At 43.2% G+C, this 21,112-nt stretch carries 20 protein-coding genes; 9 read left to right on the plus strand and 11 right to left on the minus strand.

Annotated elements, in window-relative coordinates; all coding sequences use genetic code 11:
* Positions 1 to 52 precede the first annotated feature (52 nt).
* Entirely contained in the window at positions 53 to 2,671 is a 2,619-nt protein-coding gene (locus A3EU_RS0118155) for an AAA family ATPase (RefSeq protein WP_020537619.1), read from the plus strand.
* Here the strand turns inward: A3EU_RS0118155 and A3EU_RS0118160 are convergent.
* From A3EU_RS0118160 to A3EU_RS0118170, 3 genes are read right to left on the minus strand one after another with little or no spacing between them, the layout of a single operon-like run.
* The gene (locus A3EU_RS0118160) at positions 2,652 to 3,638 is read right to left on the minus strand and encodes a CdaR family protein (protein WP_020537620.1); all 987 of its coding nucleotides are present in this window, start codon (positions 3,636 to 3,638) and stop codon (positions 2,652 to 2,654) included. The two genes, A3EU_RS0118155 and A3EU_RS0118160, sit on opposite strands and share 20 nt — an antisense overlap.
* On the minus strand, positions 3,619 to 3,939 hold the full coding sequence (gene yajC, locus A3EU_RS0118165; protein WP_020537621.1) for a preprotein translocase subunit YajC: 321 nt from the start codon (positions 3,937 to 3,939) through the stop codon (positions 3,619 to 3,621). Before yajC ends, A3EU_RS0118160 begins: the two co-directional genes overlap by 20 nt.
* Positions 3,940 to 3,994: 55 nt before the next feature.
* Positions 3,995 to 4,483 (minus strand): DUF1573 domain-containing protein, encoded by a 489-nt coding sequence (locus A3EU_RS0118170; protein ID WP_020537622.1) that lies wholly within the window; start codon positions 4,481 to 4,483, stop codon positions 3,995 to 3,997.
* A gap of 177 nt (positions 4,484 to 4,660) precedes the next feature.
* Between A3EU_RS0118170 and A3EU_RS0118175 the strand changes: the two genes are divergently transcribed.
* Positions 4,661 to 5,188: a shikimate kinase gene (locus A3EU_RS0118175; RefSeq protein ID WP_020537623.1), complete on the plus strand. Its 528-nt coding sequence runs from the start codon at positions 4,661 to 4,663 to the stop codon at positions 5,186 to 5,188.
* A gap of 11 nt (positions 5,189 to 5,199) precedes the next feature.
* Here A3EU_RS0118175 and folE read toward each other — a convergent pair whose 3' ends face one another.
* Positions 5,200 to 5,841, minus strand: coding sequence for a GTP cyclohydrolase I FolE (gene folE, locus A3EU_RS0118180; protein WP_044086196.1), 642 nt, complete (start codon positions 5,839 to 5,841; stop codon positions 5,200 to 5,202).
* 700 nt (positions 5,842 to 6,541) lie between these two features.
* Here folE and lpdA point away from each other — a divergent pair.
* Entirely contained in the window at positions 6,542 to 7,939 is a 1,398-nt protein-coding gene (gene lpdA, locus A3EU_RS0118190; RefSeq protein WP_020537626.1) for a dihydrolipoyl dehydrogenase, read from the plus strand.
* A gap of 172 nt (positions 7,940 to 8,111) precedes the next feature.
* On the opposite strand, the gene prfB is transcribed toward lpdA, so the two are convergent.
* The 3 genes from prfB to A3EU_RS0118205 form a co-directional block, all read right to left on the minus strand.
* Positions 8,112 to 9,195 (minus strand): peptide chain release factor 2 gene (prfB, locus tag A3EU_RS0118195; RefSeq protein WP_156825816.1). Its coding sequence is split into 2 segments (ribosomal slippage): positions 8,112 to 9,134 and positions 9,136 to 9,195, totalling 1,083 coding nucleotides; the frame shifts between segments, so codons are not numbered across the junction.
* An 11-nt stretch (positions 9,196 to 9,206) separates the two neighbouring features.
* Complete coding sequence (locus A3EU_RS33065; RefSeq protein ID WP_020537628.1) at positions 9,207 to 10,121, minus strand: FKBP-type peptidyl-prolyl cis-trans isomerase; 915 nt, start codon at positions 10,119 to 10,121, stop codon at positions 9,207 to 9,209.
* Positions 10,122 to 10,134: 13 nt separating this feature from the next.
* Positions 10,135 to 11,139 (minus strand): DHH family phosphoesterase, encoded by a 1,005-nt coding sequence (locus A3EU_RS0118205; protein ID WP_020537629.1) that lies wholly within the window; start codon positions 11,137 to 11,139, stop codon positions 10,135 to 10,137.
* Positions 11,140 to 11,280: 141 nt separating this feature from the next.
* Between A3EU_RS0118205 and A3EU_RS0118210 the strand changes: the two genes are divergently transcribed.
* Positions 11,281 to 11,703, plus strand: coding sequence for a nucleoside-diphosphate kinase (locus A3EU_RS0118210; protein WP_020537630.1), 423 nt, complete (start codon positions 11,281 to 11,283; stop codon positions 11,701 to 11,703).
* Between the two features lie 109 nt (positions 11,704 to 11,812).
* Here A3EU_RS0118210 and A3EU_RS0118215 read toward each other — a convergent pair whose 3' ends face one another.
* Positions 11,813 to 12,019, minus strand: a complete 207-nt coding sequence (locus A3EU_RS0118215) for a hypothetical protein (protein ID WP_020537631.1) — start codon at positions 12,017 to 12,019, stop codon at positions 11,813 to 11,815.
* 109 nt (positions 12,020 to 12,128) lie between these two features.
* On the opposite strand from A3EU_RS0118215, the gene A3EU_RS0118220 reads away from it, so the two are divergent.
* Entirely contained in the window at positions 12,129 to 12,794 is a 666-nt protein-coding gene (locus A3EU_RS0118220) for a YggS family pyridoxal phosphate-dependent enzyme (protein WP_020537632.1), read from the plus strand.
* Between the two features lie 34 nt (positions 12,795 to 12,828).
* On the opposite strand, the gene A3EU_RS0118225 is transcribed toward A3EU_RS0118220, so the two are convergent.
* Positions 12,829 to 13,200, minus strand: a complete 372-nt coding sequence (locus A3EU_RS0118225; protein ID WP_020537633.1) for a TfoX/Sxy family protein — start codon at positions 13,198 to 13,200, stop codon at positions 12,829 to 12,831.
* Between the two features lie 122 nt (positions 13,201 to 13,322).
* Between A3EU_RS0118225 and A3EU_RS0118230 the strand changes: the two genes are divergently transcribed.
* The gene (locus tag A3EU_RS0118230; protein ID WP_020537634.1) at positions 13,323 to 14,855 is read left to right on the plus strand and encodes a S8 family peptidase; all 1,533 of its coding nucleotides are present in this window, start codon (positions 13,323 to 13,325) and stop codon (positions 14,853 to 14,855) included.
* Positions 14,856 to 15,111: 256 nt separating this feature from the next.
* On the opposite strand, the gene pruA is transcribed toward A3EU_RS0118230, so the two are convergent.
* Together pruA and A3EU_RS0118240 are read right to left on the minus strand one after the other, a co-directional pair.
* Positions 15,112 to 16,743 carry an L-glutamate gamma-semialdehyde dehydrogenase gene (pruA, locus tag A3EU_RS0118235; RefSeq protein ID WP_020537635.1) on the minus strand — a complete coding sequence of 544 codons (1,632 nt, stop codon included), beginning with the start codon at positions 16,741 to 16,743 and terminating at the stop codon, positions 15,112 to 15,114.
* Between the two features lie 105 nt (positions 16,744 to 16,848).
* The gene (locus A3EU_RS0118240; RefSeq protein WP_020537636.1) at positions 16,849 to 17,571 is read right to left on the minus strand and encodes a glycosyltransferase; all 723 of its coding nucleotides are present in this window, start codon (positions 17,569 to 17,571) and stop codon (positions 16,849 to 16,851) included.
* A 140-nt stretch (positions 17,572 to 17,711) separates the two neighbouring features.
* Here A3EU_RS0118240 and A3EU_RS0118245 point away from each other — a divergent pair, with 140 nt between their 5' ends.
* From A3EU_RS0118245 to A3EU_RS0118255, 3 genes are all read left to right on the plus strand, one after another.
* Positions 17,712 to 18,371: a hypothetical protein gene (locus A3EU_RS0118245; protein ID WP_020537637.1), complete on the plus strand. Its 660-nt coding sequence runs from the start codon at positions 17,712 to 17,714 to the stop codon at positions 18,369 to 18,371.
* 64 nt (positions 18,372 to 18,435) lie between these two features.
* On the plus strand, positions 18,436 to 19,455 hold the full coding sequence (locus A3EU_RS0118250) for a hypothetical protein (protein WP_020537638.1): 1,020 nt from the start codon (positions 18,436 to 18,438) through the stop codon (positions 19,453 to 19,455).
* A gap of 87 nt (positions 19,456 to 19,542) precedes the next feature.
* Positions 19,543 to 21,090 (plus strand): phosphate ABC transporter substrate-binding/OmpA family protein, encoded by a 1,548-nt coding sequence (locus tag A3EU_RS0118255; protein WP_020537639.1) that lies wholly within the window; start codon positions 19,543 to 19,545, stop codon positions 21,088 to 21,090.
* Positions 21,091 to 21,112 lie beyond the last annotated feature (22 nt).

A 21,112-nucleotide genomic window follows, 5' to 3' on the forward strand; every position in this document is an offset into this window, starting at 1 on the left:
ATTAGTAATAAAATTTTTCTCCTCTAAAAACGATAGCTGCTTATCTTCACTTATGGCCGAAGCGCACTCACATCCCCGCAGAGAAAATTTTAAGTTCAAAGAACTTAAGGTGTACTCCTCTACGGAATGGCTAGCGGATAATCGAAAAAAATACCGCCAGGTTTTTGATCGCTATACAACAACCTTTGTTTACGCTGAACTTTCTTTTTACAACCGGTTATTTGACGAAGAAGATTGGGACGTATCTGTTGACATGGTCTGCTACTCACTCCGAAAAGGCAAACGCGAAATTTGCCGTTTAAGCATTAGCAAAAAAATCAGCAAATACGATAATATTGCCTATATCCGGGAAGGATGGGGAAATAAGGCAGAAGGCAGTTTTTGGAAGAAAGGCACCTACTACTGGGAAGCTTTTCTTGATGGCCAAAAAGTTGGTTCTAAGTATTTTTACATTGAAGATGCTAACCAAGAACCTCACCCCGAAGAAAACCCTTACCTGGAAGTACAGAGTGTACGCTTGTATGAAGGCCCTTACGATGATGTCAATGAAGACGACCGTAAATACTTTAAAGCCTTCAATTGCGAAGAAACGCGGTATATCTACGTTGAAATACTACTAAAAAATTTGCTTCCTGAGAAGAACTGGCAATGTGAATTGTTTACCAAATTCTTCAATAACGCTCGCGAGCTAAAGGGGCAAGTCGTACGTTTACAAAAGGTAGAAAAAGGCAAAGACACCATTCAACTTACTGCCGGATGGGGTTCTAATGTACAAGGTTCCTGGCGCAAGGATCGCTACACGGTAGAACTCGTCTTTATGGACGAATTACTGGCCAGCACCCCTTTTGAGGTAGGTGTTGAATACATAGAGGGAGATCCTGCCGTATGGCTGCCAAACGGAATTACTCCTGTAGTTTTAGCGCCCGAAGATGGCGATCGCCGTACTTTCTCAGAAGTCGTTGAAAATCTTGATGACCTTATTGGGTTAAAAACCATTAAGAAACAAGTCAAGGAACACGCTCAGTATATTCAATTCCTCCAGCTGAGGCGAGATAAGGGATTTGCTGAAAAAGACGAAATTAACGTTCACTCGGTTTTCATTGGTAACCCCGGAACAGGTAAAACCACCGTCGCCAGTATGATGGGTAAGCTTTATCACAAGATGGGCTTGCTCAGTAAGGGCCATGTTCACAGTGTAGACCGAGTAGATTTGGTAGGAGAATACATTGGCCAAACTGCCCCTAAAGTCAAAGAAGCTATAGAAAAAGCCCGTGGGGGTGTACTCTTCGTAGACGAAGCTTACTCACTGGCTCGTTCCCAAGATGATTCTAAAGATTTTGGCCGCGAAGTAATAGAAATTCTCGTCAAGGAGATGAGTAACGGCCCTGGTGACCTTGCTGTTATTGCTGCAGGGTACCCTCGTGAAATGAAATATTTCCTGGATAGTAACCCTGGCTTAAAATCACGCTTCAAGCACCGCTTTGAGTTTCCAGACTACCTTCCTCAAGAACTTATCGAAATTGCCCGTTTTGCTGCGCAGCACATGGAGGTCAGCCTGGCACCTGAAGCTGCACAAAGAATTGATATCATTATTACTGAAGCTTTCAGAAATAGAGATCGTTCCTTTGGCAATGCTCGCTTCGTATTTGACCTTGTAGAAAAGGCTAAAGTCAATCTGGGATTGCGGATAATGGCACATACCAATCCCCGCCAACTATCCAATGAAGAACTGGAGTTGGTTACCGAGAACGATGTTGCCCAGATTGACCTGAAAAACATTAAGCAACTTCCTGATATTCCCGTCGACGAGGCATTGCTTGATGAAAGTTTACTGGAATTGGATCAGCTTATTGGTATGAAAAATATCAAGGCAGAAATCAGGGAGATGGTCCAATTGGTGAGGTACTACCGACTGTCAAAAAAAGATGTTCTCAACCGGTTCTTCCTTCATACCGTTTTTGTAGGCAATCCAGGAACCGGAAAAACAACGGTTGCTCGTATTCTTACCAAAATTTACAAAGCATTAGGTGTACTTGAGCGTGGCCACATGATAGAAACCGACCGCCAGGGCATGGTAGCTGGCTATGTGGGGCAAACAGCTACCAAAACGACAGAAAAAATTGATGAAGCACTAGGTGGGGTACTCTTTATTGATGAAGCTTATGCACTCACCCAACGTTCTGCTAGTAGCCAAGGGGACTTTGGCGATGAAGCTATTCAAACGCTTCTCAAACGAATGGAAGATCAGCGTGGACAGTTTTTCGTCTTTGTCGCCGGATACCCTGACAATATGGAACGCTTCCTAAAAGCCAACCCTGGCCTTAGCTCTCGCTTTGATAAGACCCTCCGATTTGAAGACTATGCCCCGGAAGAATTGGTCCAGATAGCAGAGAAAATGTTTGAAGACCAAGGGCTTCACCTTAATGGGACAGCCCATACTCATATAGCAAGGTACCTCAACTTTGTCCACAATTTGCGCGACAAGTTTTTCGGTAATGCACGTACTGTTCGCAAAATCGTAGAAGAAGTCATCAAGGCACATGACCTGAGGCTCGCTGCCGCAAACGACGATATCCTGGCCAATGAAATCACCTTGGCCGATGCACAAGTATTGAAGATGGACAAGAACAGTTTACAGTTTTCTCGGCCAGCTATTGGCTTTCGGAAGTAGGTAAGTTTTCATTTGGCTTTATGACAAAAAACTCCGTGGCGCGGGGAGTGATCAAGGCGTTATGCAAATAAGCAGGTTGTGCTACGAGTTCAAGAGGAACGGTGTTTTTCCCCTCACGGATAAACGTTTTATTCAAATCCGCAATTAACCGGAAGTTCTCTGGAGAGAGGTCATTGTAGTGACTAAGGCCAATCACACATTTTATCAATGCTTTGTCAGGAAACAATCTAATGCTATCCGCCAGAGGGTTTACAACTTCCACATTTACAAAAATGCTTTTCTCTGTATATCGCTCTACAGGGACCTTCACTTGAACGACCTCTGGCGCTATACGCAGTCCATCTTCGGGGACTCTCAAAGTTAGCTGGCCTTCGTAATCTTTACTCAAGTTATTTAACAGAAGGCTATCAGTTGCCCAATAGCTAAGTGGTGTTACCTGGCTTATTGGGCCAGTAATCCAAACCGAGTCAGGAGAAAGGACAATAGAATCTGCCAGATGATGCTCATCGGCAAAGGAGAGTTCTTGAAAAAGCCTGATAGGCAACAACACTTGTTCCTGCCCTTCTAGTGGTATTCTTACTCCGTCAAAGACCAAGTTCGTAATTTCTACTTCTTTGTCATTAACCAAGTCGTCTAAATCCGAACGAATTTGAGTAGGGCTAAGATTGAAAACCGTATGATCATTTACCTCGTAAGCCAGATCATAATGCTTACCCATAATTCCTGCTACCAAAAAATACCAGCCCTGTGCAGTAAGGTTGACTAATACCGATTCTGGCGGAGGGGTAACAAAGGCTTTGCCCTGAGGCAACTCATAATGGAGATCGACCGTACGAACGACGGTGTATTCTTTGGAAAACTTAACAAGCAACCAGAAAATAAAGGCAAAACCTAGACAAATCGCCAGAATCGTACGATCCTCCGGCGATTTGTCTGCAAGGGGGTTTCTAATTTTTAGTCGCTTCATTGAAGAAAGCGTCTGTCATTTCCTTAGAAATAGCACTTCGGGTGATAGGAATGAATACTTTTCCTGCCTCAAGTACAATTGTTTTTTCCTCAATTTTATTGATCTTACCTACTATACCGCTAGCGGTAACAACTTCATCGCCTTTGGCTAGGTTTTTCATAAACTCTCCCTGTTCGCGCTGGCGTTTTGCCTGAGGACGAATTAGAAAGAGCCAAAAGATAAGCAACATTGCTCCGAAAAAAACAAGTTGCACCATCCCTCCGCCGGAAGCGGCCTGTAATAGTAATGTGGAAAACTCCATATAAATAGCTTATTTATTGATACCCCAAAGGTAATCATCTTAGCCGAAATTCCGACTAACTACTCTCTCCATCCACCTGACCATTAAGATAAATTGTGGTTTTAGCAGGAATGGTATTTGCGGTAATAGTAATTGGCTTGTTCTGCCTCCCGCTTTTGTTCTTCGTATCAAAACGTACAGGGATCACTCCTCCCTCTCCAGGAGCAATGGCCGTCTTGGGCCAATCTGCTACCGTACAGCCACAAGTGGATCGTACATTACTGATAATAAGAGGTACTTTTCCTGTATTGACAAAAGAAAAATCATGCGAAACTACTGCACCTTCATCTACCCTGGCATACTCATAACTGAGTTCCGAGAAAGTAATTTTCGCAATATTATTAGTATCAATTTCTTCCTGATCTGCTGTTATAGGATTCCTGATAATATCAGAAATACCACCTTCAATGGCCTCTTCCTTATTCTCAGAACCGCTAGCTACCGTGGTCTCATTACAAGAAACCATCAACAACACCAGCATGCTTAAAAGCATATTCTTAACCATAAATATTCTTGTTTTTATAGCGGGCAAAGATACGGCATTTACCACAAACCTCCACCTTCAGTGAGTGAACAGCCACTGTTGTTGAGTTACTGACATCAACCATAGGTTTTCTCGCCTCGAAAATTCAATTTCCGCACAACTCACAGTAACTTAGCACCACACTGCAATCACTACCTAATGCATAAGTCGATTTTTTTGGTTGGTTTTATGGGCTCTGGCAAGTCTCATGTTGGTATCAAACTGGCAGACTACCTATATTGTCCTTTCTACGATATTGACCAAATGATAGAACGGAAAGCTGGTAAATCAATCAGCGAGATTTTTTCTCAGCACGGAGAAGCTTGGTTTAGGATTTTAGAACGCAGAGCTTTACATGACACCCTTCATAAAACACCTGGAATAATTGCTACAGGCGGTGGTGTCCCTTGTTTTTTTGACAATATAGAATGGATGAATAAGCAAGGTGTTGTCATTTTCCTTGATGCCTCGGAGGAAGTTCTCTTTCAACGCCTATGGAAAGGCCGTAGCAAAAGGCCGCTTTTGAATGGCCTGACTATAGAAAACTTGCAAATATTCATTAAGCAAAAAATGGAAGAACGCCGCCCCTTTTATGAGAAAGCCGCCGTTCATTATCTTATCCAAAGTCATGAACAAGCTACCGCCGAAGACATAAACATCCAACTTAATTCTATTACTGGGCATTAATCAAAACAGCGCTATTTGCTCCAGATGGTTTGCAAAAACTCTTGCCGAACATTTTCGTTCAAAAATTTCCCACTATAATCAGATGTTGAGGTTACTGAAGCTTCATGTTGAACACCACGAGACTGAACGCACATATGATAAGCTTCAATATACACCGCTACATCCTCTGTGCCTAAAACACTTTTCAGTTCTTCTGCGATCTGGATCGTCAATCGCTCTTGGACCTGAGGGCGTTTAGCATAATACTCAACAATACGATTGAGTTTTGACAAACCAATAACATTGCCATTGGCCATGTAGGCAATATGCGCCTTGCCGTAAATGGGCAAAAAGTGATGTTCACAAAAGGAGTGTAATTTTATATCCTTTTCTACCAACATCTGCTTATAACGATACTTGTTCTCAAACAGAGAAATATTCGGCTTTGCCTTTGGGTTAAGACCGGCGAAAATTTCTTTTACAAACATCTTAGCTACCCGTCGTGGCGTATCCTGTAGGGAATCATCGGTGAGATCAAGCCCCAGCGTATCCATTATTTCACGAAAATGGCCTTCAATAATTTCCATTTTCTCTTCGTCACTCCGCACAAATGCGTCAGTTCGCATCGGCGTACTAATGTCTATCAAATCAGGAATAACATTGGGGTTGGTCATTAGGGGTTTTTCATTGTCAGTTGTGGGGCCACTTTTACTTATACTATCAACGGCAGGAAATTCGTCCTTGCGCATTTTATTTATTTTTTGAATGAAAATCTATTTTATGATCTTGAAAGCTAATTAGAAACGTCATCTGACCGCTTTTGTTTATCCTCCTACCGCTATCTCGGTAAATAATGCCCTTCAAAACCGTTATTACAATGTTTACAACATCTTGTTGGGCATTTTTTTTTCCATTGTGTCCCATTTAGGGTTAAGCCTTGTTTTTCAAGGGCTTTACAATGTACAACAGCTTGTTTGCAAGAATATTTAATAATGTATAAAAAATTAATTATCAATAGATTAAGCAAAAAAATGATACTTTTTAACACAAGGTTTACAAGAAGGTTTTTTTGGATAATATTTGGTAGCCGAGGACAAAAACCCTAATTTTACATCGTAAAGCGAGTCTACACTACCGGTCGAACATGAATAATGATCCCGGAGAGATTTTCCAGAAGCGTAAGAAAGGGTGCGTCCGTTTTTGTTCATCAATAGTTTTCTGTTAATGATAAAGAATATCGACGGCTCTTTGCAAAATATTATTTGGTATCAGTAAGTTTTTTCGAACCCTGTCAGTTCCTGATGGGGTTCTTTTTTTGGCGAATAGTTAACTATATTTGCGCCACAGAACAGTCTAAAAAAATCAAATACCCTTATGAATTTTGATCTGATAGTAATTGGTTCCGGCCCAGGAGGATACGTTGCAGCAATTCGCGCATCACAGCTTGGACTAAAAGTAGGTGTAGTAGAACGTGAGAACCTGGGAGGTGTATGCCTTAACTGGGGTTGTATTCCTACCAAGGCACTATTAAAAAGCGCACAGGTTTTTGAATATATCCAGCATGCCGAAGACTATGGCATTTCCGTAAAAGACGCCAAGGCGGACTTTGGAGGAATGATCGGTCGCAGCCGGAGCGTAGCCGAAGGTATGAGCAAGGGTATCAATTTCCTCTTCCGCAAAAACAAAATCACGACCATTGAAGGCGAAGGCCGTCTAGTTCGTGGCAAAAAAGTAGAGGTAACAGATAAGGACGGTAAAAAAACGACCTACGAAGCAGCCCATATTATAGTTGCTACTGGTGGACGTGCTCGTCAATTGCCTAATATTCCTATCGATGGTAAAAAAATTATCGGATACCGGGAAGCCATGACGCTTGATAAGCAACCAAAGAAAATGGTAGTTGTTGGCGCAGGCGCTATCGGTGTAGAGTTTGCCTATTTCTACAGCAGCATTGGTACAGAGGTTACTATTGTAGAATTCATGGAGCAAGGCCTGGTTCCTCGTGAAGATGCCGACATCTCTAAGGAACTGACTAAGATTTATAAGAAAAAAGGTATCAGTGTAATGGCCAATAGCGCTGTTCAATCTGTAGATACCAAAGGAAGATCCTGTAAGGTGGTGGTTAAAAACCGCAAAACCGACAAAGAAGAAACCATCACTTGTGATGTTGTTCTCTCAGCAGCCGGCGTGACTCCGAATACCGAAAATATCGGTCTGGAAGAGCTAGGGATTAAAACAGATCGCGGGATGATTGAAGTAGATGCTTTCTACCAAACCAATGTCCCTGGTATCTATGCTATTGGTGATGTAGTTGCCACGCAGGCGCTTGCCCACGTAGCCAGTGCAGAAGGTATTATCTGTGTTGAGAAAATAGCAGGACACACTCCTGAGCCATTGGACTATAACAATATTCCAGGCTGTACCTACTGCTCACCTGAAGTAGCATCTGTTGGTTATACAGAAGCAGCTGCTAAGGAAGCGGGATATGAAGTTAAAGTTGGTAAATTTCCATTCACAGCTTCAGGAAAAGCTAAAGCTGCTGGTGCCAGCGAAGGTTTCGTAAAGGTTATTTTCGATGCCAAATACGGTGAATGGCTAGGCGCTCACTTCATTGGAGCAAACGTCACAGAAATGATCGCAGAGGTTGTGGTTGCCCGTAAATTGGAAACGACAGGTCATGAAATCATCAAATCAGTACACCCCCACCCTACCATGAGCGAAGCGGTGATGGAAGCTGCTGCTGCTGCCTACGGCGAAGTGATTCATATGTAAGCATCACGCTTAACAACAGGTATTAAAGAAATGCCATTTTCTGATTGATTCAGAAAATGGCATTTCTTTTTTTATCAAGAGCTAGCTATTATTCTAGCTATAGATACTTTTCAACCTTTAGTGCTTCCAAAGGATAAGTTCTTTGATAATGATTACTAAATATTTCGCGCCCCTAAGCTGTACCGTCGTACATCAGCCAAGCTTTAAGAAAACCATCAATTTGCCCATCCAACACCGCTTCTGTTTGAGGCGTCTGATGACCGGTACGGTGATCTTTGACCCTTCGGTCATCAAGTACATAGGAGCGAATTTGGGAGCCCCATTCATTCTTCATTTTCTGTGACTCTAAGTCGTCCTTCTCTTGGCGTTGTCTTTCCAGCTCTAACTCATAGAGCCTGGATTTAAGCATTTGCATGGCTTTTTCCCGGTTCATATGCTGAGAACGTTCTTCTTGGCAGGAAACCACGACACCTGAAGGTAGGTGCCTTAAACGTACAGCAGATTCCGTTTTATTAACGTGCTGCCCACCAGCTCCACTTGCACGAAAAGTGTCCCATTCTATATCAGCAGGGTTAACATCTACTTCGATGCTGTCGTCGACCATAGGGTGAACAAAAACCGAGGCAAAGGAGGTCATACGTTTACCTTGTGAATTGAAAGGACTTATCCTCACCAAGCGATGTACGCCGTTTTCACCTTTAAGTAATCCATAAGCAAAATCACCTTTGATTTCCAAGGATATAGACTTTACACCCGCAACATCTCCATCCTGGCGATCTAGTTCCGATATTTTGAAGTTTTGCTTTTCAGCCCACATCAGGTACATTCTTCCCAGCATTTCTGCCCAGTCACAAGCTTCTGTACCTCCGGCACCTGCATTGATCTCAAGAATAGCATTCAGCTCATCCTCCGGTCGATTAAGCGTAGAATGGAATTCAACATCTTCCAACAATTCTACAACCTGCTCATAGCGAGTATCAACCTCTTGTTCGGTTCCTTCTCCTTCTTTGAGGAATTCAAAAAGTATTTCCAAATCCTCGATAGCGGAGGCTACCTTTCTGTATTGCCCTAGCCAGTTTTTGTGGCTCTTAAGGTCTTTCATAACCCCTTCGGCTAGTTTGGGGTCATCCCAAAAGTTGGGATTGAGCATTTGTTGCTCTAGTTCAGAAAGTTTGTGTTCACGTTCTGCGACGTCAAAGATAGTGCCTCAACTGATCGAGGCGACTGTGCAGCTTTTGCAATTGCTCTGCGGTCATAGTAATAATATTTATTGAGGAAACTTTGAAGCCTCCAATAGTTCAAAATAATAAAACAGGGTATCCTCTGGCCCAATAAAAGGCGCTTTACCCAAATTGCCATACGCCAATGAAGGTGGTACAGCTAATAAAACTTGACCACCAGGGCCAATAATGTCTAAACACTCCTCCCAGGCTTTGATAACACTCCCTTTTCCTGCTGTAAAAGAAAAAGGGGTATCCTGCGTGAAGTTCTCTCCAAAAACGGTGCCGTCTTCCAAGCTACCTATGTACTTTACCCAAACGTTTTCTCCCTTCTGGACTCGCTTACCTGATCCTTTCGCAAGAATGGTATAGTATAAACCGGATTTAGTAGAAGTACTAACCGTTTTGTACTCGTTTCTATAACGCTCCAATGCATCCAAAATCACAGAAGCTTCCGGAGTCTCTGCTAATTGCTCCCGCAAATCAACTTTAACCAAAGGTACATCACCTTCTGGTTGGAGTTCATATGATCCTTCAGCATGACTTCCTTCTGAAACAATTCTACGCAGAACCACATCATAATAAAGCAAATCTGCCGATGCTAGTCCAGGTGCAACTCTCATTTCATCAGTTACCTTCATAACGACGGTTACACTATCGCCAACACTCATCAAAGGTAAAATGTCCGCTACGGGGTCAGGTTTTTTTATTGGATTTAACGATGGATCTTGAAGTACAGCGCGCATTCCCTTTATTCCATTAGGAGAGGAATAAATTAGCGTATCCTGCGTGCGGATTTGAAAAAAAACAAAGACTTCATCACCAAAAGACGGCTTGTTGCCTCCTGTTTTCAGGTGCTCCCAATAATTGTACCCATGCTCCGTCTGTCCGTCGTACTGATGGCAACTTTGCGCCCAAAGCGTAATCACCGACAAACATAAATAGGTGAGAAATCGAATCACTATGTGAAGTTGTTTAAGACTGGAGTTGTTCCTTGTTCTCTTCTAGGATTTCTTTAAAGCGCCTTACAGTCACAGCCAGGCTGTGAAAGCTGGCTCCACCGGCTGCATTCTTATGGCCGCCGCCTCGAAAATTGCGCTTGGCCATCTCCTGAACATCAATATCTCCTTTAGAGCGCAAACTTAGTTTTACAATCTTAGGCTGCTCGTGAATAAAGGCAGCCAGTTTCACATTCCGTAATTTGAGAAGGAAATTAACGACACCTTCTGTATCACCACGATTGATATCAAAAAAGGAATAATCCTCTTTCGTAAGCGTAATAATACCTGTTTGATACTCCGGAAGAATTTCAAGTCGGTTATATAAGCAATGCCCTAAAATGCGCAATTGCTTTTCATTCATACTATTGAAAATCAAATCCTGAAGACGAAGATCATCCACCCCCATTTCTAGCAAATTGGCTACCGTGCGAAATAATTTCGGTGAATTACTGTACTTGAAGGACCCTGTATCTGTTAAGATGCCAGTAAACAAGCACTCTCCTATCATCTGATCCAGATAATCTTCCTGCCCCAACATATGAATAAAATCATAGACTAATTCACAAGTAGAACTAGCCGTCGTTTCACTCAACATAAAGTCCGCAAAAGGTTCAGGGAAAAGGTGATGGTCTATCATCACTTTTGGGCATCGAGCATCTTCTACCAACTCTCCGGCTTTGTCAATCCTATCTAAAGAATTAAAGTCCAAACAGAATATCAACGTTGCTCTTTTAACAATGTGCTCTACTTCTTCGGGGTCGTGGTCATAAATGACGATATCATTAGCTTGCGGCATCCATGACAAGAAGTCGGGATAATCGGAAGGTGCAACAATTTTTACATTGTGCCCATTTTTTTGTAAAAAAAGACTTAGACCGAGGGAAGACCCCACAGCGTCGCCGTCTGGATTACGATGAGTAAGAATAACCACATCTTGTGGTGTATTAAGCAGCTTTTTAAGCTCTTCTAAATTTTCCATAATTGTGCATATACTGGGGGGTGCGAAGTTGATAAAAATAATTGATTCTGCCAAAATGTTTGGAGGGGGCTTTGGCGCTCGCTTGCATTTGTTTACTTTTGCGTCGCTTTTTACAAATAACGACCAAAACCAAAGCAAAACATGGCTGGTAATATCACTTTTACGATGATCAAACCCGATGCTGTAAAAGCCGGGCACATCGGCGGCATCCTTGCACAGATCAACGAAGCTGGTTTCCGTATCGTAGCGATGAAACTCACCAAACTATCGGCAGAGAAGGCTGGCGAATTTTACGCTGTTCACAAAGAACGTCCATTTTATGGCGAACTTGTTGAATTCATGTCTAGTGGCTCAATCGTAGCTGCTGTTCTTGAAAAAGACAACGCTGTTGAGGACTTCCGTACGCTGATTGGTGCAACAAATCCTGCTGAAGCTGCTGAAGGTACTATCCGTGCCAAGTATGCTACCAGCATTGGCGAGAACGCAGTACACGGTTCTGATTCCGATGAGAACGCACAAATTGAAGCTTCTTTCCACTTCTCTGTAACCGAGATGTTTAAGTAACCTTCGGGGACTTCATTGACAGAAAAAAGCCACTAAGACATTATGCTCTTAGTGGCTTTTTCAATTGGGCTGCTTAACGGTTCAACTCAACTGAAACCGAAAATTTTCATCAGGGGCGAATCTCGGTTGAAGCAGCTACCGCTTCATCTGGTGTATCTTCACCCATCATTTCCATAACGACTTCGGGAAGATATTCGCTCCACGAAATATCATCTTTCACTAGAAAAAATGTTAATAAACCGCCATACAACAAGGTAGTAATGACGATGGCTTTGCGGCGGTTGCGGCGTTCAATACGATCTACTTGATAAGACATAGTTGGATTTTTCCTTCTCTGGCAATTGTTTTACGTAATAGCAAACGGCATTCCATTAAACCTTATTTTTGATCCATCCGTTAAAAATGTCATAAAACCATATTAGAGTATGCTCGCTGCTGTCCTACAAAGTATCCAAGAAGAGTTGGCTCCCTACCAAGCTAAACTCGTTGCTGTTTCTAAAACCTACCCCAAAGAGATGCTGCAAGCAGCCTACGAATGTGGCCAGCGTGATTTTGGAGAAAATCGTGTGCAGGAAATCGTAGAGAAAGCTGAAGCATTGCCGAAAGATATTGTCTGGCATTTCATCGGCCACCTACAAACCAATAAAGTCAAATACATTGCACCTTTCGTTAATCTCATACACGCTGTTGACAGCTTTAAACTCTTGAAGGAAATAGATAAACGAGCTGCTGCTAACGATCGCATTATCAATGTTTTATTACAGTTTAAAATAGCAGAAGAGGATTCCAAATACGGATACGACGCTGCTGATATTTTCTCTATGCTAGATGAATTACCTTGGCAAAAGTTACAACATGTGCGTATTGTAGGCGTCATGGGAATGGCAACCTTTACAGAGGATAAAGAACAAGTGGATCAGGAATTTAGTCAACTAAAAATCTACTTTGATCGCCTTAAGGCTACCTATTTTGAAAACGAGCCTTCTTTCAAAGAAATATCTATGGGCATGTCAGGTGATTATCCACTCGCCCTTGAGCATGGTAGCACGATGGTGAGGATCGGAAGTAAGATTTTTGGACATCGAGGATAAGGGAGTTCACAAAAAAAACAATCTACACACCTTCCTACAACTTTTTCTTCTTCTTTTTACTGGCCTTCGCTAAAGGATTAAACGCAATGCACAGCCTTATCCAATGCGTTAGGTCTTCCTCTGTATCAAAACCATCTGACGTCACAAAAACGTAGCCTTTCATCGGACGTCCGGTAAAATCCATTGGATGACAGCCCTCGCGTTCTAATGCATCTATTGAAGCATCCAAGCCTATTCGGGCCATCAGCAAATCCGTTTCTTTCTTTTTATCATAATGGATGCCACAGCACATCTTTTCATTTACCATAAAACACAAGCCTCCCATCATTTTTTTCTCAGCAAACGCAGTGTTATGCTCCTCAAAGGCCTTACGAATACGATCTGCTAAATACTCATCAAAAGCCATAAATAATTCTACTTAGTTTAAAAATCATTGCAAAACTTAACATACAAGAAAAGAGAATAATATTATATTCATGCCGCTATTTACTTATTTTTTTTATCAACTATCTACAGAAAAACCGAATTATGATCCGTAACTATCTACTAGTTTGCTTATCGCTCGTGCTGGTAATGGCCAGCTGTGCTAAAGAGCAAGGCTCCGATCAGGAAGTCCAAATCAACGCTTCTGAACGTACCAGCAAAGAAGACATCAATGCCTTTGTTCTTTCCCAACTTCACGAAAAAAACATTTTCAAGTGGGAAACGATGGACGATGAAATGCTTTGGAGTGCCATGTCTCACGGCAATGACATTGCTTCAATCGGCTATCAACCTGCAGGTTTCACCAACATGGAAGAACGCATCCATGAAATTGACATTACCAAAGGAGAATGGCGAACCGTCCGACAGGATATCATTGACCTCGTACTGAGCGAAACTCAGCGGTATTTCCCGGAAGAGAACATTACTGCTGAAAAACTACTCATGGGGAAACCCATCGAAGAAGTCCTGCCCAATTTCAGTATCCTTATCAAGCACCCTGCGATTGTAACGGCATTGCGCGAAAGAGCAGACGTACGCTACGTGGAACCAATGAATTATTCATTCAATGAAGTTGCTGATCGCAGTGACTCTGGTTGTGATGTCAGCCCGGCTAATAACATCCCTTCGGCAGATTACACGACTACTTCCCCTTCCGCAAAGATCCCCTGGAATTTCCACCTGCTTAATATTCCTACTGCCTGGAACACCAGCCAGGGAGACAATATCGGCGTATGCCTCATCGACACAGGCACTTCTCCTAACCAGTCTAAACTTGGCAGTCAATTTGCTTCAGGGCAATCGACTAATCGCTATATTTCCCGTTATGGTACTTATGTAAGTTCCTGGTGGTGGTGGGCTTCTCCTGACGGGCCAGATGATGATTGTGGGCACGGTACTCAAATGGCAGGTCTCATTGCTGGCCCTAGAACCTCTGGAGGGTCAACAACAGGTGCTGCCTACAAAGCAAACCTAATTTCTTACCGCGGTACCGGAGACGTTGTAGTAAACAGCTCTAACGAGAAAGAAGGCGTAAGAGACGCGCTTGTTGCAGCGGGCAATCGCAGTGATGTAAAAATCATTAGCATGTCTATAGGTGATGTTTTCTACAGCAGCACCGTGGCTGATGGCATTTTCTACGCCTACAATCGCGGAAAGCTCATCTTCGCTGCTGCGGGTACTTCTTTAAGCTGGACCAATTGGTGGGGCGTTATCTTCCCAGCAAACATGTCGCAAACAGTAGCTGTAACCGGCGTTAAAGAAGGCTATCCGCTTGAACGCTGTAATACTTGCCATGATGGATCACAAGTAGACTTTATTGTTCCAATGCAGCGCCGTAATGACAACAGCCGTACCTCGCTAACCTTAGCCATGAGTGGTAATACACCTTCTTATGTAGGAGGCTCAAGTGCAGCTACAGCAACAACGGCAGGCGTAGCTGCCATGGTTTGGGCAACAAGTCCTTCTTCCTCAAGAAGTACGATCTTGAATCGACTCAAGAATGCTGCTTCCATCTACCCAAGTCGTGATGGCAACTTCGGCTGGGGTATCATTGATGCCCAGCAAGCCGTAAATTAAGCGTTTGGCTTTAGCCCAAAGACTTGTTTTACTGGGGCAGATTGGTGGGAAAATTGATGCATTATCAACCACGCGAAGCCTTTTTTGAGGAGCCTAGCCTTAGCTAAGCGACTTAAAAAAGGCACAGTGTGGGAAGATGAGGCGCGATTTGCCCCCGAAATGATCCCAGCAGAACAAGTCTAATAACGAGAAGAGGGTAAAGGGATTAACAATCCCTCTACCCTCTCTTTTTAGCTGTACAACCTTATCTAGCCTACTAAGCTTCTTCCAGGAAAGGATAACGATAATCCTTTGGCGTTACGAAGTTTTCCTTAATTGTTCGTGGACTGATCCACCGATAAAGGTTCAAGACAGAACCTGCTTTATCATTGGTTCCAGAACCACGCGCTCCACCAAACGGTTGTTGTCCGACAACAGCTCCTGTTGGTTTGTCATTGATATAAAAGTTTCCGGCAGCATTACTCAACTTGTCCGTAACGTAATTGATAACAGAACGTTCGCGGGCGAAAATAGAACCTGTAAGTGCATAAGGGGAAGTGCTGTCTACCTGCTCCAGCATCGTATCAAATTCTGCATCAGGGTAAACGTAAATCGTCAGTACTGGGCCAAAAATCTCTTCCTCCATGGTACGGTAATGAGGATCTTTAACCAATAATACTGTAGGTTCTACAAAATAGCCTTCCGACTTATCACAGTTACCTCCAGCAACGATTTCTACGCCGTCATCTTTTTTCGCTTGAGCGAGATAGCTACTTATCTTATCAAAAGACCGCTCATCAATGACAGCATTGATGAAGTTGGAGAAATCTTCGACTGTCCCCATTTTGAAAGTAGCCAAATCTGCTACCAGCTTTTCTTTAATAGCAGGCCATAAACTTTCTGGCAAATAAGCCCGAGATGCTGCTGAGCACTTTTGCCCTTGGTATTCAAAAGCACCGCGTGCCAACCCTACAGCTACCTGAACGGCATCTGCTGACGGGTGAGCTACCACAAAATCTTTACCTCCCGTTTCTCCGACAATCCGAGGATAAGAACGGTACTTACTGATATTTTTGCCAACCATACTCCACAAAGCCTGGAATACTTTGGTGCTACCAGTAAAGTGCAAGCCCGCAAAATCAGCGTGAGAGAAAACGATATCTCCTGCCATCGGGCCGTCCGTGTAGATCAAATTGATCACACCAGCAGGCAAGCCTGCCTCATGGAAAATTTCCATCACCAACTTAGCAGCGAAAATCTGCGTCTCCGCAGGTTTCCATACCACTACATTACCCATCATTGCCGGAGCAGCAGGTAAGTTACCTGCAATCGCCGTGAAATTGAAAGGAGTAATCGCAAAAACGAAACCTTCCAATGGACGATATTCCATTCTGTTCCAAACCGTCGGAGAACTATTAGGCTGCTGCTGATAGATTTCCGTCATATACTGCACGTTAAAGCGCAGAAAATCAGCAAGTTCAGCAACACAATCAATCTCTGCTTGATAGACATTTTTACTTTGCCCCAGCATCGTGGCCGCATTCATCCGAGCACGGTATGGTCCACTGATTAAATCCGCAGCTTTCAGAAAGACAGCAGCACGATCTTGCCATGGCATTCTTTCCCAAGCTGGCTGAGCAGCTAACGCTGCATCAATGGCTGCATTAACATGATCAGAACCACCTTTAGAAAAATGAGCTAAAACGTGCTTTTTCTCATGAGGTGGATGGATAGCTACTTTATTATCAGTAGAAACCCACTCTCCGTTAATATACATTGGCAAATCGAGTGCTTCCTTTTTATACGCTGCAAGCGCCTCTTTTAAAGCCTTACGTTCCGGAGAACCGGAGCGGTAGTTCAGAATAGGTTCGTTGACAGGTTGTGGGACCTTATAAAATGCGTTAGCCATATTTTGTAAATTGGTTAGGTTTTAATTTCTGCAAACATACTTACTCCCAAGGGAACACCCAAACATGGAAGATCGTTGTACATGGATATATCTAAAGAAAGGAACTTAGTTCTGCACTTGTAGCTTCTTCAATGCGATCATTGACTGGATATAGCGTTTTGCCAGCGGGATAATTTTCACTTTACTACTACTCACATCGTCGGTCCATTTCACAGGAAGCTCGCAAAGGTTTTTCCCTTGCCACTCTGCGACCGTTAATAATTCTGTACTAAAAAACCACCCATCGTTTTGTGCACCACCATTCATGAGGTCTTCCAAAATGGAACGATGCAGGAATTTAAAGCCACACATTCCATCCGAAAAGCCTACTCCTAAGTAGCTTTTCAGTAGAAAGTTAAACCCTCTGGAAGCAACTTCTCTTTTAAATGGTCGATTGATCACCTCTGAATCAGGATGCAACCGAGAGCCATAAACCAAATCACAGCCTTGCTGAGCAAGCGCATCGTATGCTTCCGGAAAATGCTGGAGGTCCGTTGCTAAATCTAGGTCCATATAGCCAACAATGTCAGCTTTTGATTGCCCCCATGAGGTTTTTAATGCCAAACCTACCCCTCGACGGGGAACACTCACCCAATGTACTGCCGGGTATTCCTCGCTAAGCTGTTGAGCTATTGTTCTGGTATTATCTTCTGACCCGTTATCTGCAATAATGATTTTCCATTGCCCCTGGGTCGTAAAATGATCTTTTAAAAAGGTATGCAAAACACCCACTTGATGCTCTAGTGTAGCCTCTTCATTCAAAACAGGAATCGTAATATCGAAAGTCATTACATTAGCTTTGTACGCGAAGATAGAGCAGGTTTAGGATATTATGGGATACTTTTCTTTACTTTGTAGAAATTCTGACCAGCTTAATCGAAGATTCGTAACTATATCCTGATTAAAGCTATTATTAGAGGTAAGAAATTATGCTAAAAAATCTGAAATCAATTTTCATTGTAGAGGAAGAAGCTTCTGCTAAAAGTAAGGCTGGTTCTCCAACCAAAAATACACCGTCTAAAGAAAAAGCTCCACAACAGGGCAGCCCTCCTGTTGTAAGTAATCGTGATGGTAAAATCACTAAAAAATTCACAGACATTCTACTCTCGGCGATGGACACTGCCGACCTGGAAGGGTTTGATTATCTAGAGTACAAAAAATCTCTAAAATCCCTTCAGAAGATGAACATGGAAGAACGCACCGCCTACCAATCAGCCTTCGCTATGGCGCAAACAATGGGTGCCACACCGCAGCATCTGGTGGCCACTGCTCAGCACTACTTAAAGGCACTTAAGCAAGAGGAGCAAAAATTCGAAAAAGCGCTCAGTAACCAGCAAGAAAATAGAATTGGAGCAAAGCGTCAGGAACAACAAACACTGACCAATACGATCAAAGACAAAGAGACCCAAATCAAAAAGTTGCAAGCTGAAATTCAGGAACATCAACAAAAATTGGGTAAATTGGACGGCGAGATAAAGCAGGCCGATGCATCTATTGCAAACACAAAAAATGACTTCTTTGCATCCTACCAAAACCTGGTAAAACAAATCCAGGGGGACATCAACAAAATGCAAGAGTATTTAAAATAAGGAACAGCACAAAATAAATTGAGCCGTATACTAACTACTACACGAAAAATCATCACTGTACTACATGGATAAGACACCGTTAAAATCAAAATCATTCTGGAAACGCCCCGAGGGTGTCACTGGTCTCATTTTCTTAGCTGCACTCGTTGCGGGTGGAGCTTACTTGTTGACTACCGTCAACTGGGCTGCAATTTTTGCCAATACACTTGCGCTTGCCGGTACGCTAGGTATTCTTGGTATCATCGTTTATATGGTATTGGACCCGAAAATGAGAGCTTTAGTTAGCTTTGGATACAAAAGCATCATGCGCTGGATTACAGGCATATTTGTCCGCGTAGACCCTATTGGCATTCTAAAATCTTATGTAGATGAGCTGCAAGGCAACCTCCGTAAGATGAATAAGCAGATCAGTCAACTACGGGCTCAGATGCATAAGCTGAAAGAGATCATCGTCAACAATCAGCGAGAAATTCAGAGTAACCTGCAATTGGCCAGCAAAGCCAAGGCTACTCAGAAGACCAATGTCATGATCCTCAAATCTCGCAGAGCAGGTCGTCTGAAGGAGTCTAACCTCAAACTAGAAGACCTCTATAAGAGGATGGAAGTGCTCTATCGTGTGCTCACCAAAATGTATGAAAATAGTCAGATTTTGGCAGAGGATATAAAGGATCAGGTTGCTGTAAAAGAACAAGAGCGAAAGGCTATACACGCCTCCCACTCTGCTATGAATTCCGCGATGAGTATCATCTCTGGTGACCCCGATAAGCGTGCTATGTTCGACATGGCAATGGAAGCCGTCACCGAAGACGTCGCGAATAAAGTAGGTGAAATGGAACGCTTTATGGAGGTATCTGCCAACTTCATGAACTCCATCGACCTCCAGCAAGGAGTCTTCGAAGAAGACGGCTTGAACATGTTGGAAAAATGGGAAAAGGAAAGTACTTCTTTCATTTTAGGTGAAGAAAAGTCGTCGCTTTTGCTTGAAGCAGAAGATGATAGTAATGTCCTTGACCTCAATGCTCCTGTAACAGAAAAAGTAAGAGCTACGGGTCACCGTAATCAATATGATAATTTTTTTGAGTGACCTAATGTCCTAAAGGAGGTCTGAAGGTAGCATCTTCATCAGACCTCCTTATTATAGATCATTTGTTCATAAACACCATCACACTTAATGGCTAAACTAACCACGTTTTCGAAATTACTCATCGTATTTTTAGTTGTAGCAGGTGCCTTTTTTGGTATCCGATACGCTACGAACTCAGGCTTAATAGGTAGCGGCACCAATAATCAAGGTAACAACTCTTCCTCGGAGCCTAGTCGCAGTAGCAGCTCCAATAGTGATGATGTTATCAAAATTGGCGTTGTTACCTGGGGTGGCTATGCCGGTGGCCAATACTTTAATGAAGGCTTTGCTGCCAATACCGCTTCCCGGTTTTCGAAAGAATACGGGATTGACGTAGAGTTTGTCCTTAACGATGATTTTGACGCCTCACTAAATGCTTGGAAAGCTGGAGAGATCGACTTGCACTGGTATACCATCGATGCTTTTCCTACTATACTTCCTGGCTTAGAAGCTTTCGATCCGGTAGCTTTATTTCAGGCCGACTGGTCGAGAGGTGGTGATGCCATTGTCGTACGGAGGGGCATCCGTACAGTAGCTGACCTCAAAGGCAAGAAAATCGCTGTTGCAGAACTGACACCTTCTCATTCCTTCCTGATCTGGTTACTTGATGCCGGTGGTTTGAGTATTGACGATGTCGAGATCGTCAAGCAAGCTTCAGCTATCGACGCCGCCGCTGCTTTCAAGAGCCAGCAGGTAGATGCGGCTGTTGTTTGGAGCCCTGATGATGAGCTATCAATCCGTGCCGTCCCTGGTTCTAGAGTACTGGAAAGCACACGCTCTGCGTCTAACATTATTGCTGACTTCTTTTTCGCAAAGCGCGAATACGTCAATGCTAATCGTGATAAGCTTCAAAAGCTTTACGAAGGATGGATGCGCGGTGCTGCCGAAATCAATGCCAGTGCTTCTGCGAAAGGGAAAGCAGGTAAAATTCTTGCCGAAGGACTTGGCATTCCCGAAGCCGATGCCATTGCTGCCATTGACAATGTTCGCTTAGCAACACATGGTGACAACCGCAACTTCTTTGGTTTAAATACCGACTTTCAAGGTGTTGATGGCAATGGCCTCTATCTACGGATGACAAATGAGTACCAAAAATTAGGTGTCATTGACGGCAAGGTTCCTAACTGGCGTCAGATAAGCATGCCTACCCTCATACAACGGACAGAGCTTAGTGGCCCTGACAACGAAGCCGAAGCAAGCAAAACGTTCACCAAAGTGGAAGCAACCGAAGCTAAAGAGCTTGAAGCTATTGCTTCTAAGCCCGTAAGTATCAACTTCCGTACCGGAGAGCACATTTTGGACGAAAATGCCAAATACATCATTGATCTGGAATTTGTAGAAATCGCTAAAGCTTTCGCCAATGCCCGCATCAGAATTGAAGGAAATACCGATAATGTGGGTTCTCGAACTAGTAATATTAAGCTATCAGAGCTTCGTGCACAGTCTGTAGCCAATTACCTAATCAAGGAACACAACATGTCTCCTAACCGCCTGATTATTGTAGGCAACGGCCCTGACAAGCCCCTTTCCAGCAACAATACCCAAGACGGTAAAGCTAAGAATCGCCGGACAGACTTCCAGCTCGTTCGCGAGTAAGAAGTTCCCGAATTAAATAAAA

The sequence above is a fragment of the Lewinella cohaerens DSM 23179 genome, assembly GCF_000379805.1.
Taxonomy (GTDB): domain Bacteria; phylum Bacteroidota; class Bacteroidia; order Chitinophagales; family Saprospiraceae; genus Lewinella; species Lewinella cohaerens.